12 protein-coding genes are annotated in these 14,414 nt (G+C 51.7%); all 12 read left to right on the top strand.

What is annotated here, in order from left to right:
• The first annotated feature begins 98 nt into the window (after nt 1-98).
• Complete coding sequence (locus DW720_RS12965; RefSeq protein ID WP_022360022.1) at nt 99-989, top strand: sugar ABC transporter permease; 891 nt, start codon at nt 99-101, stop codon at nt 987-989.
• Nucleotides 979-1,803: a carbohydrate ABC transporter permease gene (locus DW720_RS12960; protein WP_118749730.1), complete on the top strand. Its 825-nt coding sequence runs from the start codon at nt 979-981 to the stop codon at nt 1,801-1,803. The genes DW720_RS12965 and DW720_RS12960 overlap by 11 nt, the downstream gene beginning before the upstream one ends.
• A 42-nt stretch (nt 1,804-1,845) precedes the next feature.
• Nucleotides 1,846-2,994, top strand: a complete 1,149-nt coding sequence (locus DW720_RS12955; protein WP_107001750.1) for an ABC transporter ATP-binding protein — start codon at nt 1,846-1,848, stop codon at nt 2,992-2,994.
• 78 nt (nt 2,995-3,072) lie between these two features.
• Nucleotides 3,073-3,876, top strand: coding sequence for a sugar phosphate isomerase/epimerase (locus DW720_RS12950; RefSeq protein ID WP_233430282.1), 804 nt, complete (start codon nt 3,073-3,075; stop codon nt 3,874-3,876).
• Nucleotides 3,877-4,026: 150 nt separating this feature from the next.
• Nucleotides 4,027-4,293: a hypothetical protein gene (locus DW720_RS12945; protein ID WP_107001749.1), complete on the top strand. Its 267-nt coding sequence runs from the start codon at nt 4,027-4,029 to the stop codon at nt 4,291-4,293.
• Nucleotides 4,294-4,338: 45 nt separating this feature from the next.
• Nucleotides 4,339-5,433 (top strand): hypothetical protein, encoded by a 1,095-nt coding sequence (locus DW720_RS12940; RefSeq protein WP_117796611.1) that lies wholly within the window; start codon nt 4,339-4,341, stop codon nt 5,431-5,433.
• Nucleotides 5,434-5,648: 215 nt separating this feature from the next.
• Nucleotides 5,649-6,248 (top strand): spore protease YyaC, encoded by a 600-nt coding sequence (gene yyaC / locus DW720_RS12935; RefSeq protein WP_107001747.1) that lies wholly within the window; start codon nt 5,649-5,651, stop codon nt 6,246-6,248.
• Nucleotides 6,249-6,439: 191 nt separating this feature from the next.
• Nucleotides 6,440-7,750 carry a LysM peptidoglycan-binding domain-containing protein gene (locus DW720_RS12930; RefSeq protein WP_118293725.1) on the top strand — a complete coding sequence of 437 codons (1,311 nt, stop codon included), beginning with the start codon at nt 6,440-6,442 and terminating at the stop codon, nt 7,748-7,750.
• 72 nt (nt 7,751-7,822) lie between these two features.
• Complete coding sequence (locus tag DW720_RS12925) at nt 7,823-9,106, top strand: DUF5711 family protein (protein ID WP_107001745.1); 1,284 nt, start codon at nt 7,823-7,825, stop codon at nt 9,104-9,106.
• A gap of 46 nt (nt 9,107-9,152) precedes the next feature.
• Complete coding sequence (gene tkt, locus DW720_RS12920) at nt 9,153-11,138, top strand: transketolase (protein WP_022360014.1); 1,986 nt, start codon at nt 9,153-9,155, stop codon at nt 11,136-11,138.
• 229 nt (nt 11,139-11,367) lie between these two features.
• Nucleotides 11,368-12,312: an ROK family glucokinase gene (locus tag DW720_RS12915; protein WP_107001744.1), complete on the top strand. Its 945-nt coding sequence runs from the start codon at nt 11,368-11,370 to the stop codon at nt 12,310-12,312.
• A gap of 372 nt (nt 12,313-12,684) precedes the next feature.
• Entirely contained in the window at nt 12,685-14,349 is a 1,665-nt protein-coding gene (locus DW720_RS12910; protein WP_107001786.1) for a putative manganese-dependent inorganic diphosphatase, read from the top strand.
• The last annotated feature ends 65 nt before the right edge of the window (nt 14,350-14,414 follow it).

The following is a 14,414-nucleotide window of genomic DNA, read 5'->3' as shown; positions in this document are numbered from 1 at the left end:
CTTCATAAAATGCAGGCTCAGGGTCTTTCCAACACCTGCTGTTGTGGCTGGGCAGGCGCCGAAAGATTCCGATAGTACATTAGAATGGAGGAAATAGTTTGAATCGGGAGGACAAAAAACAGGCAGCGCTTGGATATGTTTTTTTGCTGCCGTCGCTCGTCATGTTTGCGGTATTTATGTTTTATCCGCTTTTTTACACGCTGTATTTGAGTTTTTTTGAGTGGAACATGGTAAAGCCGGTCAAGAAGTTTGTGGGACTGGGGAATTATATTTCCGTTTTGAAGGATCCGAATACATGGAAAATCTTTGGCAATACATTCTGGTACATCGTGATTCTTCTGGTGTTTAACTTTGTGATGCCGTACATTTTATCATTCATTCTTTCGTGCGTCATCAAAAAGGGACAGAGTTTTTACAAGGCGGTTTTTTTCCTGCCGAGTGTGATTTCGCTGGTCGTCGGCTCGATTCTGTATACATGGATTCTGAATCCGATTTCGGGTCCGGTCGCGATTGTGGCAGGCTGGTTTGGGCTGAAACTGCCGTTTTGGTCGAAAACGGAGGGCTGGGTCATCGCGGTACTGTGCATTATCACGACCTGGAAGACGTTTGGCTACAATTTCATCAACATTCTGGCGGGCGTCTCCGGTGTCTCAATGGAGGTCATCGAGGCGGCGCGTCTGGAAAATGTGCCGATGTGGAAGATTTTTAAGGATATCGTCGTGCCGATGAGTTCTGCAACTGGGATCTATGTGTTTATTACGACGATCGTGCAGGGACTCCAGTATGTGTTCACGCCGATCAAGGTCGTCACACAGGGAGGACCGAACTATGCCAGCTCGAACCTGATTTATATGTCGTACCATGAGGCGTTTACACTCTATAAAACAGGAACTTCCTCGGCGGTATCGGTCATGACGATGGCACTCTTTATCATTCTTTTGGTGCTGGAATTCCGGTTTGTAGAAAAGGGGGTTTACTATGAAAACTAAAGACAGACAGATCGGCTGGCATCTGTTTCTGGTGGTGGTCGTTTTCCTCCTTCTTATGCCGATCGTATTTGCAATTTCCAACTCTTTCAAGACGATGCAGGAGGCGTTCAACACAGTTTTTCAGGTGATTCCGCTGCATCCGACGCTGGAAAATTACCGGCATGTATTTGACAAACTGCCGTTTGTGAAAATCACGCTGAATACGTTTCTGATTGCATCGACGGTCACGATTTTTAAGACAATCACGGGACTTCTGGCGGCGTATGCGTTCGTCTATTTCCGGTTTAAGGGAAAAGGATTTTTGTATTTTATTATGTTAAGCACGCTGTTCATCCCGTTTACGGTCACGATGATTCCAAATTATCTTCTGATCTCTAAGATCGGTCTGCGCGATCGCATCTGGGGCGTCGCACTGCCGCAGCTGGCGGATGTGCTGGGAATTTTCCTGCTGCGCCAGGCAATGCGTGGAATCCCGCTGGTACTCATTGAGGCGGCGCGGATGGAAAATATCCGGCACATGAAAATCATGCGCGACATTGTGATTCCGCTGGTGCGTCCGTCCATCATTTCCACCGGCATCATTTTCTTTATCAATTCGTGGAATGAATATGTGTGGCCGGTGCTGATCTTAAAATCCAAGGAAAATTATACGCTGTCGCTGGCATTGCAGATGTACATCAGTGCCGAGGGCGGTACGGAATTTACGATCGCGATGGCGGTGTCGGTGCTCACGATGCTGATTCCGCTGGTACTGTATATCATTTTCCAGCGCTATATCGTCAATACATTTGCGGCGTCTGGATTGAAGGGATAACGGGAGATTGCGCTGGACATAAGAAAGGGATAGATTAATTCGATGAAAAATATTGTATTTGAAAATGTTAAAAAAGCGTATGGCAAAAATGTGGTCGTGGAGGACCTCTGCATGGAGGTAAAGGAGGGCGAACGCCTGATTTTATTAGGTCCGTCCGGCTGTGGAAAATCGACGACACTTCGCATGATTGCGGGACTGGAAAATGTGACTGCCGGAAACCTATGGATGCGCGACCAGGTGGTAAATGATGTGCCGTGCGGCGAGCGCGGTGTCTCGATGGTGTTTCAAAACTATGCGCTGTTTCCGCATATGAGCGTCAAGAATAATATCATATATGGTTTAAAAGCGCACAAGATGGATGAGAACGAGATCAATGCGCGCTTAAAAGAAGTCCTCAAAATGCTGGAATTGGAAGGGCTGGAGGATCGGAAGCCGAAGGAGCTTTCCGGCGGACAGCGCCAGAGAGTGGCATTGGCGAGAGCCGTGGTAAAGCGCGCCGACTATTTCCTTCTGGACGAGCCGCTGTCAAACCTGGATGCACAGCTTAGGATGCGTGCGAGAAAAGAACTGGTAAAAATCCATGAAATGTACCACCCGACGTTAGTCTATGTTACGCACGACCAGATCGAGGCGATGACGGTTGGCGATCGGATCGCGCTCATGTACCGGGGCAAGATGGAAATGCTCGATACCCCGTCACACGTGTACAATCGTCCGGCAAGCGTGTTCTGTGCGAAGTTTATCGGTTCGCCGTCCATGAATATCGTGGAGGCGGAATATCATAACGGGGCGCTTGTCATCGGGAAACAGAAGGTAGAACTTCCGGGTATCTGGCAGCGGATCGCCGCGCAGTGCCCGTCGGGACTGCTGTACGCCGGTGTCCGCCCGGAACACGTGATGATGAGCCGCACCCCGCAGGAGCGGTCGATCGAGGGCGTGGTCCGTTACGTGGAGGATTACGGAAACCGGTACGGTGTTTATATTCAGGTTGAGGGAGACAAGAACGAGCTGATTGCCATCCGCGAGGGCGAGATTCCGCAGCCGGGTGAGAAGGTATACATCCATGTGGAGACGGAAAAGCTGCATCTGTTTGAACGCGGGACGGAGAAATCGCTCGGTTACCCGGAGATGGTGATCCGCGCACAGGAAAAGCTGGCGGTGCCGAAATTGGAAAAGGCGATCGCCCAGTAAGAATAGAGATAATAGAGCGAAAAAAGTGTTTTCAAAACAAGATTCTGAACGTATATTTTGAAGAGGAGACATGCAATCATGAGAAAAATTCTTATCAGTACTAATATGTATAAAGGCAGCGAGTTCGGTCAGGTTCTTCCGTACCTCAAACGGTTTCCGGGACAGGTGGGAGTCGAGGTGTTCCCGATGTTTCATGAGGAATGCTTTGAGAAGAACCTGCGGGACGCCATGCCGCTCTTAAAGGAAGTCCCGGTCAGTTTCCATGGTCCATATTATCAGGCAGAGCATTCGGCAGCGGAGGGGACTGTAGAGTATGCGCGCACGATGGAGCTGCTTGAAAAGACGCTTTCGTATGCGAAAGAGCTTTCAAGCAAATATCTCGTTTATCATCACAACAACTGCCGCATCATACCGGGCGAGAAGGAAGACCGCGTCCGCGTTTCCTGTGAAAATTATTACACCGTGAAACAGCTGTGTGAGGAGGCGGGAACCCAGGTGGTCGTGGAGAATGCCGGAGTTCTGGAGCGCGGAAACCGTCTCTTCGATGAGCAGGAATTTATCGATCTGTGCCGCCGGGAACAGTATGCAGTGCTTATCGACATCGGGCACGCCTGGGCGAACGGCTGGTCGCTTAAGCGGGTCGTAAACGCGCTGGCGGACCAGATTGTGGCGTACCATCTCCACAACAACGACGGTGTCCACGACAGCCATCAGAGGATTCATGAGGGAACACTTGATTTTGACGGCTTCTTAAAACTGGCAAAGCAGGCGACGCCGGATGCCGAGTGGGTCATGGAGTATGCGATGGATGTTTCTGGAAATGTGCGGGGGATTGAGGACGATCTGCAGTTTCTTTTGAAAATGGGAAGTGCTGCACGATGACACAGTGGCAGTGAATTTTGCCGAAAAGCCCCGCCTTGTCAACTCTTAAAAAAGCTGATATACTGGACATAAGATTGTGAGAAAAGATGTCCGGAGAGAACATCCGGACACGGTAAAAATGAAATTTGACAGCGGGAAAGGAACGGCAGGATGTTTCGTCTTTGGGGAAAAATGATGAAGGAAAACCGGATGCTTAGGGATATTGTGATCAGCAACGGTGATTATACAATGTCGAGAACGGCGATGGTGTTTGACGCGATCGACCAGATTTGCTATGCCTTTGATCTGGGGCATCCGGTCTGGCTGGATAAGACGATCGAGGAGTTCAAACGCCACGATAAGGCGCGTTTTACCCAGGACAACTTTATCGAGAGCATCGATTTCGATTATCTGGAGATACAGGTGCTGGAAGAATAAAGGGCAGGCAGCCGTTACAAAAAGACAAAGACCGGGAGGGGCGAGATGGCACAGGCGATAACGGATGTGAAAACATTTCTGGAAGACGCCAGACAGGCAGTGGTGGAGCTGGCGGAGTTTGAAAAACAGGAGGAGACGCTTGCTCAGGAAGAGAAAAAGCGTCTGCGCGTGCTGGAGACGGAGCGGAAAGCGGTGGCGGATGCCGTGAATTCGACCGTGAAAAAGCGCCGGGATGAGATTGAAAAAAGCTATGACGATGAGCTTGGGAAGCTGCAGGATAAGCTGAAACGCACGCGGACACGCCGCGAAAAGGCGAAAAACCAGGGCATCAAGGAGCGGATTAAGGAAGAAACGCAGGAGCTTCACGCGCACAACCGAGAGCTTGCCGTGCGGATGCGGACGCTGTTCCAGTCGGATCGTGTTCCATTTGTCTGCAAAAGCCCACTGTACTATGCGCTGTATTTTCCGAGGGGATTCAAAGAATTTCTGACGGTGTTGATTACCTTTGCGATCTGTTTCCTGTTGATCCCGTGCGGCATCTACAAGCTGCTTCCAGAACAGAAGACTTTATACCTGGCGATGATCTACGGCGTGGATGTGGTTGTTTTTGGCGGACTGTATATCCTGATTGGAAACTGGACGAAGGATCGCCATCTGGCGGCGCTGCAGGAAGGACGTTCGATCCGCAGTCTGATCGCGGCGAACAACCGCAAGATCGCGGTGATCACCTCCTCGATCCGTCGGGATCGCAGTGAAGCGCTCTACGATCTGGAAAAATACGACGATGAGATCTCCCAGATGGAGCAGGATCTGGAGGAGACGGCGAAGAAGAAAAAGGACGCATTAAACACCTTCGAAAATGTGACAAAAACCATCCTGACCGATGAGATCACCAGCAACAGCCGTGCAAAGCTCGAACAACTCAAAGAAGGCCATCAGGAGGTCGAGAGCCGCCTGCACTATACCGAGACGGTAATCAAGGAAAAGAGAATCTTTATCACAGATACCTACGAGTGCTACTTAGGCAAGGAATTTCTGAATCCAGAAAAGTTGGACGCGCTAAAACATATTCTGGATAACAGCACAGCCGTTAATTTAAGCGAGGTCATCGCAGAGTACCGCGAACGCGGCGGAAAGTAAACTGTGGAAATTATTTCATAAAAATAAATAATTAGATATAGGAACAACCAGAAAAAAGATGTGACACCGGGCGCTGTAAAGCTGCCTTCTGTCACATCTTTTTTCGTCCGTGTATATATCCTTCAATTTTCGCATAATTTCCTGCCACCCCGCCTATAATAAAGGTAAAACAACCCCTGTCCAACAGGCAGGGAGAAAACAGGACGGTGTGGGAGATGAACAGACGGGGACGCAGCCGGTTCGGTGGCAGTCCGGAGATATATTACTACAATTCAGCCCGCCGGGACGCGGTGGGAGAGCTGGCAGGGCAGTTAAGTGGGCTGATTCAGGAAGAAATGACCCGAAGGCATAAAAAGAAACTGGTTTTCCTCTGCATCGGCACGGATCGCTCGACCGGAGACAGTCTGGGACCGTTGATCGGATATAAACTCAAACAGGAACGGCGGCGCGGTACGCTGGTATTCGGAACACTTGATCGCCCCGTGCACGCGATGAACCTGGAACATTACGTGCAGGTTTTAAAAAATGGGTACCCGGATGCGCTGGTGGTGGCGGTCGATGCCTCGGTTGGCGATGAAAGCCACGTCGGCTATGTCACGCTGGGGCGTGGGGCTTTAAAGCCGGGGCTTGGCGTCTGCAAGGAGCTTCACGCGGTCGGAGATCTCTTTATCACCGGGATCGTGGCGGGCTGCAGCCATTACGATCCGATGATGCTGCAGAGTATCCGCCTGGCACTCGTCATGCAGCTGGCAGACTGCATCAGCGCGGGGATCGGGCTTGTCGAAAATTTTTGCCTGGATGCTGCCTCCGTTTGACAAATTTTGCATGCAATCGGCGTTATGATAGGCGGAAAGAAATTCATCATACTCCTGAAATTACGGAAAATCATGTTACTGTATTTGAGCAGGTATTTTCAGCACTGAAAATGCTGCACGGTGCAGCAATCAAATCATGGAAGCAAGTACAGACCCGGTTTCAGGAGAATCTATCATAGTGGGGTGAACATATGGGAGAATATTCTGGTTCCCGCGCAGAACTGCCGAAAAATATCCGGCAGATCGGCGAGCGGGATGAGGTGGTCCGGTTGTATGTGGAAGATTATGTAAACACGTATTTGAAACAGGTATATCCATCCGGCGGACCGGGACTCCGGGTCGGGCTGCTGCTCGGAAATTCGGATCCACAGCAGGAGGTTCCGTGCCTCTTTGTGGACGGGGCGCTGGAGATGGAGGAGGTTGTGCCGTCCGGGGAGAAGATTGTCTTTTCGGAGGCGGCATGGAAAAAGGCATACCAGCGGATGGAGGAGACATTTCCGAAAAAGACCGTGCAGGGGTGGTTTATCTGCGGCGCGCCGGGGTGTATGTTAAGTCCCCTGACCTACTGGCGGCTGCACAAGCAGTATTTCGGTGGGAAAAACCAGCTCATGTACATAAACAGCGGCGTGGACGGTGAGGCGGCATACTATGTGATGTCGGAGGACGGGTTTTACCGTTTGAAAGGATATCATATATACTACGAGAAAAACCAGATGATGCAGGATTATATGATTCTGCGGAAGGACGCCCGCCGGGTGGAGACAGGCACCGGCGATCGGGTGATCCGCGATTTCCGTAACCGGATGGAAGAGCGGCAGCAGGAGGCGGCGTCGCGTTACGGGACGATCCGGGCGCTGGGGACGCTGTGCGGCGTGCTTTCGGTCGCGGTGCTTGCCGGCGGCGTGGTGCTTTTCGGCAATTACCAGAAAATGCGCGAGATGGAGAGTGTGCTGGTATCCGTCCTTCCGGATGGTGTGCGGGGCACTGCGGACGGGAAAGAGGCGGTCACGGTGGAACAGCTCCGCGGCAGTGTGACGCCGCTTGAGAGCGGCGAGGCCGGCGCGGATGTGGATGCAGACGGAACAACAGCGCAAAACGGAGGACAGGCGCATAAATGGACACTTGAGAGCGCGGCGGATGGAGACACAGAGGGCACTGCCATAGCAGGCAGACAGAATGGACAGGCTTCCGGCGGGCAGAGCGAAGAGGACGGAAAAATGGCGGAGACGAAAGCCCCGTACATTTTGCCGGAGCCGGAGGCACAGCGCGACCTGCCGAATCCGGGCGGCAATTCGACGGCGGGACAGGACTATCCGGTCACAAACTTGAAGCCCGGCGGCACGTACACGGTCGGGGATGGGGAGACGCTCTATGGGATCTGTTTTAAGCTTTATGGCAATATCCGTCATCTGGACGATATCCTTGCAGTCAACCATCTGACCGATGAAAACCGCATTATCGCAGGGCAGACGCTGGTGCTGCCGGATGTGTCCGGAGAATAGCAAAAAGATAATGCCAAACCATCTAAAATAGTGTATAATCAAGATGGCAGTCCAGCTACAGGAGATAAAAAAATGAGTGAGATGAACCCGATTGAACGGGAACAGAAGAAAAAGCAGCTGAGAGGGCGTGTGATCGACACCGCCACGCAGGACATGTTTCCCCGCCGGGGCATAAGCCACGGGGAAAATGAGGAAGAGGTGGCGGAGAAAGCCGAGCGCCATTCCAGACGGAAACGTCTCCGCAAGGTGCTGACGGCGGTGTTAATCGCGGCGCTTTTGGCGGTTGGTTTTATGTATTATAAAGATAACCATGCCTACACGGACTATACGGTGGCGTGGGAAAAAGAGATTGCGGCGAGTGAGAGCAGCACGACGGAATTTGTCCCGTTTGGGGAAAATGTCCTGAAATACACGAAGGACGGAGCTTCCTATCTGGACAAGTCCGGCAAGGCAGTCTGGTCGATGAGTTATGAGCTGAAATCACCGATCTGCTATGTCAACGGCGATTATGCCGTGATCGGGGACCAGCAGGGCAATGATATTTATATTGTGGACAAGACCGGAAGCCAGGGACAGGCGACGACGCTTCTGCCGATCCTGCGCGTCAGCGTATCGGCATACGGCATCGTGGCGGCGCTGGTGGAGGACAGCAATGCTTCGTATGTGACCTTTTTCAAGAAAGACGGCAGCGAGCTTGACTGGGCGATCAAGACGGTTATGTCGGGAAATGGTTACCTGATGGACGTTTCCTTATCGCCGGATGGTACGCAGGTCATGCTTTCCGACCTGTATCTGCAGGACGGGGCACTCAAAAACCGGATTGTATTTTACAATTTCTCCGAATATGGAAAGAATTATCCAGACCGTCTGGTCGGAGGTTTTGATGAGCTGGGAGACAGCATCTGTCCGCGCGTCCGGTTTCTCGACGAGGATCACGCGTGTGCATTTGCGGATGATCAGGTGGCATTTTTCTCTTTGGAAAATGTAACAAGCCCGGCGCTGGTGCGCCAGGCGGAGATCGACGGGGAAGTCCGCGGCGTGGCATGGTCGAAGGACTATGTGGCGGTCATCTCGGACAACACCGAGGGCGGAAGTGAGAGCCGTTTGAGCATGTTTAAATCCGATGGAACCGCTATGGGTACGGCAGATTTCTCGTATTCGTGGCGTAACATAAATATACAGGGCGATTTCGTCATCCTAAATAACGAAAATTCCTGTCGGGTCTACAGTCTGTCCGGCAAGGAGCGGTTTGCCGGGGAGTTTGATTTCTCTGTGGCGCAGGTAACACGCGGCCGCGCGTTCAATTCATTGATTATCAGCGGCGGCGACCGGATGCGCGAGATCCGCCTCAAATAACACACGTTTAGTTTTTAAAATTAAGATACATAGCAGGAGGTTACTTATGAATCAGATTGACACATTATCCGTAAACGCGATCCGGATTTTATCCGCAGACGCAATCCAGAAGGCAAATTCCGGTCATCCGGGACTTCCGCTGGGATGTGCAGCAGCGGCTTATGAACTGTGGGCACATCATATGAACCATAACCCAGCTAACCCGAAGTGGGAGAACAGAGACCGTTTCATCTTATCCGGCGGTCATGGTTCCATGCTGCTGTACTCTCTGCTGCACCTGTTTGGCTACGGAAATCTTTCCAAAGAAGATCTGATGAACTTCCGCCAGTTAGATTCCAAGACTCCGGGACATCCGGAATATGGTCATACCGTTGGCGTTGAGGCGACGACCGGTCCGCTGGGCGCAGGTATGGGTATGGCAGTCGGCATGGCGATGGCTGAGGCACATCTGGAAAGTGTATTCAACAAAGAAAATTATCCGGTAGTTGACCATTACACCTATGTATTGGGCGGCGACGGATGTATGATGGAAGGCATTTCCTCTGAGGCATTCTCTCTGGCAGGTACCCTGGGACTTTCCAAGCTGATTGTTCTCTATGATTCCAACCGCATCTCCATCGAGGGAAGCACCGACATCGCATTCCGTGAGAATGTACAGGAGCGTATGCAGGCATTTGGTTTCCAGACGATCACTGTAGAAGACGGCAATGATATCGACGCGATCGGCAAGGCGATCGAGGCTGCAAAGGCAGATACCGAGCATCCGTCCTTTATCACCATCAAGACGCAGATCGGCTTCGGCTGCCCGGCAAAACAGGGCAAGGCGAGCGCACACGGCGAGCCGCTGGGCGTGGAGAATGTGGAAGCACTCAGAAAGAACTTAAACTGGCCGAGCGAAGAGCCGTTCTTCGTACCGGAAGAGGTATACAAAAACTACTCCGAGATCGCAGAGCAGAAGGCAGAGGTAGAAGCTGCATGGAACGTGATGTTTGCCGCTTACTGCGAGGAATATCCGGAGATGGAAGCGCTCTGGAACCAGTATCACAATGCAAAGGCGGGCGAGGCGCTGAAAGATGACGCCGGATTCTGGGCAAAACAGGAGAAACCGGAAGCAAGCCGTGCGATCTCCGGACGCCTGATCAACTACATCAAGGATGTTCTGCCGAACCTGTTTGGCGGTTCTGCTGACCTAGCACCGTCCAACAAGACTAACATGAAGGATGCGGGCGACTTCTCCAAGGAGGACAGAGCTGGACGTAACCTGCACTTCGGTGTCCGCGAGCTTGCGATGGCAGCGATCGGAAATGGCATCATGCTGCACGGCGGTCTGCGTGCGTATGTATCGACCTTCTTTGTATTCAGTGATTACTGCAAACCGATGGCAAGACTGTCTGCACTGATGGGCGTGCCGCTGACCTATGTATTTACGCATGACAGTATCGGCGTTGGTGAGGATGGACCGACCCATGAGCCGATCGAGCAGATGGCAGCGCTGCGTGCGATGCCGAACTTCCATGTATTCCGCCCGTGCGATGCGACCGAGACAGAGGCAGCTTGGTACAGTGCTGTTACTTCCGAGCACACACCGACCGCACTGGTGCTGACCAGACAGAATCTGGAGCCGATGGCAGGCAGCAGCCGTGAGGCATTAAAGGGCGGCTACATCATCGACGACTGCGAAGGCACACCGGAGTTAATTCTGATTGCCAGCGGTTCCGAGGTAGCTCTGGCGGTTCATGCAAAAGAGACTCTGGCAGCAGAAGGTCAGAAAGTCCGCGTTGTCTCCATGCCGTGTATGGATCTGTTCGAGGAGCAGAGCGAGGAGTACAAGGAGTCCGTACTTCCGAGAGAAGTACGCCGCCGTGTAGCAGTAGAGGCGCTTGGAAGCTTCGGCTGGGACAAGTACACCGGCTTAGACGGCAAGATCATCGCGATGGAAAGTTTCGGCGCCAGCGCACCGGCAGGGCTTCTGTTCAAGAAGTTCGGCTTTACCGTTGAGCATGTGGTAGAGGTGGCTAAGAGCCTGAAATAATGCTGATTTTGGTAAAAAAATAAGATAAAAGACAGGCACCTGTCTGTCGGCAGAAAAGAATGCGGTACCGCTTAAGCAGAAATGCGCCTTTCTCCGGCAGGCAGGTGTATTTTGCTTTCCAAACCTTGCAAAACGGGGATGCATTGCGTATAATAAGAGCCAGCGCAGAAAAAAGATGAGGGCATAGAAGAAAGGCTGCCGGTGCAGCCGTAAGGGAAGGGATCCAGACATGGAAAAAAAATGTATTGGGATAGACGTCGGCGGAACGACGGTTAAGATTGGTATTTTTGAGACGGACGGAACGCTTGTTTATAAGTGGGAGGTTCCGAGCCGCAAGGAAGAGAATGGGGCGTACATTCTTCCGGATGTAGCCGCTTCGATCAGGAAGAAATTGAACGAGCAGGGAATCCCGATGGACGCCGTGATCGGCGCAGGTATGGGATTTCCGGGTCCGGTGCAGCCGGACGGCTATGTGGAGGTCTGCGTCAACTTGGGATGGCGCGATCTGAACCCGCAGAAGATTTTGAGTGAGTTATTAGATGGAATGCCGGTCCGCTCCGGTAATGATGCTAATGTGGCGGCGCTCGGCGAGATGTGGCAGGGCGGCGGCAAGGGCTGCCATGATATCGTGATGGTGACGCTGGGAACCGGTGTCGGCGGCGGCGTGGTACACGATCAGAAGATCGTTGCAGGACGCCACGGACTGGGCGGCGAGATCGGTCATATCCATATCCGCGAGGGCGAGAAAGAAACCTGCAACTGCGGCGGACACGGCTGTCTGGAACAGGTAGCGTCCGCGACCGGTATCGCCAGGGAAGCGAGGCGGAAGATGGCGGCAAAGCCGGATGCGTCGGTGATGCGTGCCTACGGTGATGCGATCACCGCAAAAGATGTGCTGGATGCGGCAAAAGCCGGGGATGCACTGGCGCTGGAGGTTATGGACACCGTGTGCTATTATCTCGGATGGGCGCTGGCGACTATTTCGATGACCGTGGATCCGGAGATTTTTGTCATCGGAGGCGGCGTGTCAAAGGCGGGGACTTTTTTAACGGATTGGATTGACCGCTATTACCGTGAATTGACCCCGATCTCTGAGAATAAGGGCGAGGTTCGCCTGGCAACATTGGGAAATGACGCAGGTATCTATGGGGCGGCGAGACTGATCTTAGATTAGGCGCCTTGTTTTGAGTGACAGAGTGCAGGGTAAAGGGTCTGGACGTTTGAAGGAAATAGAGATAGAAAAGCGTTCAGATATGCCGAAAATATGCTGTAGACAAGAGGAGACCCCGGAGCGGTCAAGCATCCGAGGCAATTATGAAAAATCTATGTGCAAAATCACTATAAAACAAATTTGAAAAGTGAAATCTTTTATGCTTTTAGTATAAAAATAAGATATGAATAAAATATGAACACCGTGTAAACAGATTATGAAAATTGGAGATTTTGTACAAAAAAGTTTCACGAATCAGAGGTTTCTCTATCAAAACAGAGGATAGAAAGAAAAATGGCAGAATTTGCAGCGCACGGTGCGAATCAGGAGGAAAAAATGGCAGCAGAAAAAGCAAAGAAAACGATTGTAATTGGACATAAAAACCCGGATACGGATTCGATTTGTTCTGCAATCGGCTATGCGAATTTCAAAACACTTCAGACGGGCGGCGAATATGTACCGTGCCGTGCCGGAGAACTGAACCCGGAGACAACCTTCGTACTGGATTACTTTAAGGTAGATGTGCCGAAACTGATTAAATCCGTTAAAACGCAGGTCAAGGATATTGAGATCCGCGAGACTCCAGGTGTTTCCAAGAATATTTCCCTGAGAAAAGCATGGAACCTGATGCAGGAGGATGGTCTGGTAACACTTCCGGCTGTTACCGATAAGAATATACTGGAAGGTCTGATCACAGTCGGCGATATTACCCGTTCTTATATGAATGTATACGACAGCAGCATTCTTTCCAAGGCATGCACTCAGTATGCAAATATCATCGAGACCCTGGAGGGCGCGATTTTTGTTGGCGATGAGAAAGCGTACTTTGATAAAGGAAAAGTCCTGATTGCGGCAGCTAATCCGGATATGATGGAATATTATATTGAAAAGAACGACCTGGTTATCCTCGGCAACCGCTATGAGTCGCAGCTGTGCGCGATCGAGATGGGTGCAAGCTGTATCATCGTGTGTGAGGGCGCTGGCGTTTCCATGACGATCAAAAAACTGGCACAGGAGCGCGGCTGTACCGTCATCACAACTCCGTATGATACCTACACGGCAGCCCGTCTCATTAACCAGAGTATGCCGATCAGCTATTTCATGAAGACTGAGAAGCTGATCACCTTCGATACAGATGATTTCATCGATGATATTAAGGATGTGATGGCAAGCAAGCGTTTCCGTCATTTCCCGGTACTCGATAAAGAAGGCAAATACAAAGGCCTGATTTCCCGCCGTAACTTACTGGGTGCGCGCGGCAAGAACGTGATTCTGGTCGATCACAATGAGCGCGGCCAGGCGGTAGACGGCATCGAGAATGCCAATATCCTGGAGCTGATTGACCACCATCGTCTGGGTACTGTGGAGACAGTCGGACCGGTCTTCTTCCGTAACCAGCCGCTCGGCTGTACGGCAACAATCATCTTCCAGATGTACCGCGAACAGGGGCTGGAGATCGACAAGACCATCGCAGGTCTGCTCTGCAGTGCGATCATCTCCGATACGCTTCTGTTCCGTTCTCCGACCTGCACACCGATGGATCGGGCGGCAGCGGTTTCTCTGGCTGAGATGGCAGGCATCAAGCTGGATGAGTTCGCAAACCAGATGTTTGAGGCAGGCAGCGAGTTAAAGGGCAAGAGCGATGCAGAGATTCTGTATCTGGATTTCAAGAAATTCTCAGCTGGAAAGACAAACTTCGGCGTCGGTCAGATCAACTCCCTGAATGCAGAGGAGCTTGGAAAGCTGAAGAACCGTATGCTGCCGTTTATGGAGAAGGCGCGTGAGGACGAAGGTCTGGATATGCTCTTCTTCATGCTGACGAATATCCTGACGGAGACGACCGAACTTCTCTGTGTTGGACAGGGGGCGGCACAGGTTGTGGCAGATGCGTTCCACGTAGGTGATGCAAATGAAGAGCTGAAGCAGACGGCAACACTGCCGGGCGTTGTTTCCAGAAAGAAACAGCTGATTCCGGCACTGACAGTGACACTGGAGCAGTAAATCAGATGACAGTGCGCGGACGGGATTGTTTCATACGGAAAATCCAGTGATAGTTCGTGCAGGGC

It is taken from the genome of Clostridium sp. AM27-28 (assembly GCF_003480955.1).
Lineage (GTDB): Bacteria > Bacillota > Clostridia > Lachnospirales > Lachnospiraceae > Otoolea > Otoolea fessa.
This window is presented reverse-complemented; position numbering and strand designations above follow the sequence as displayed.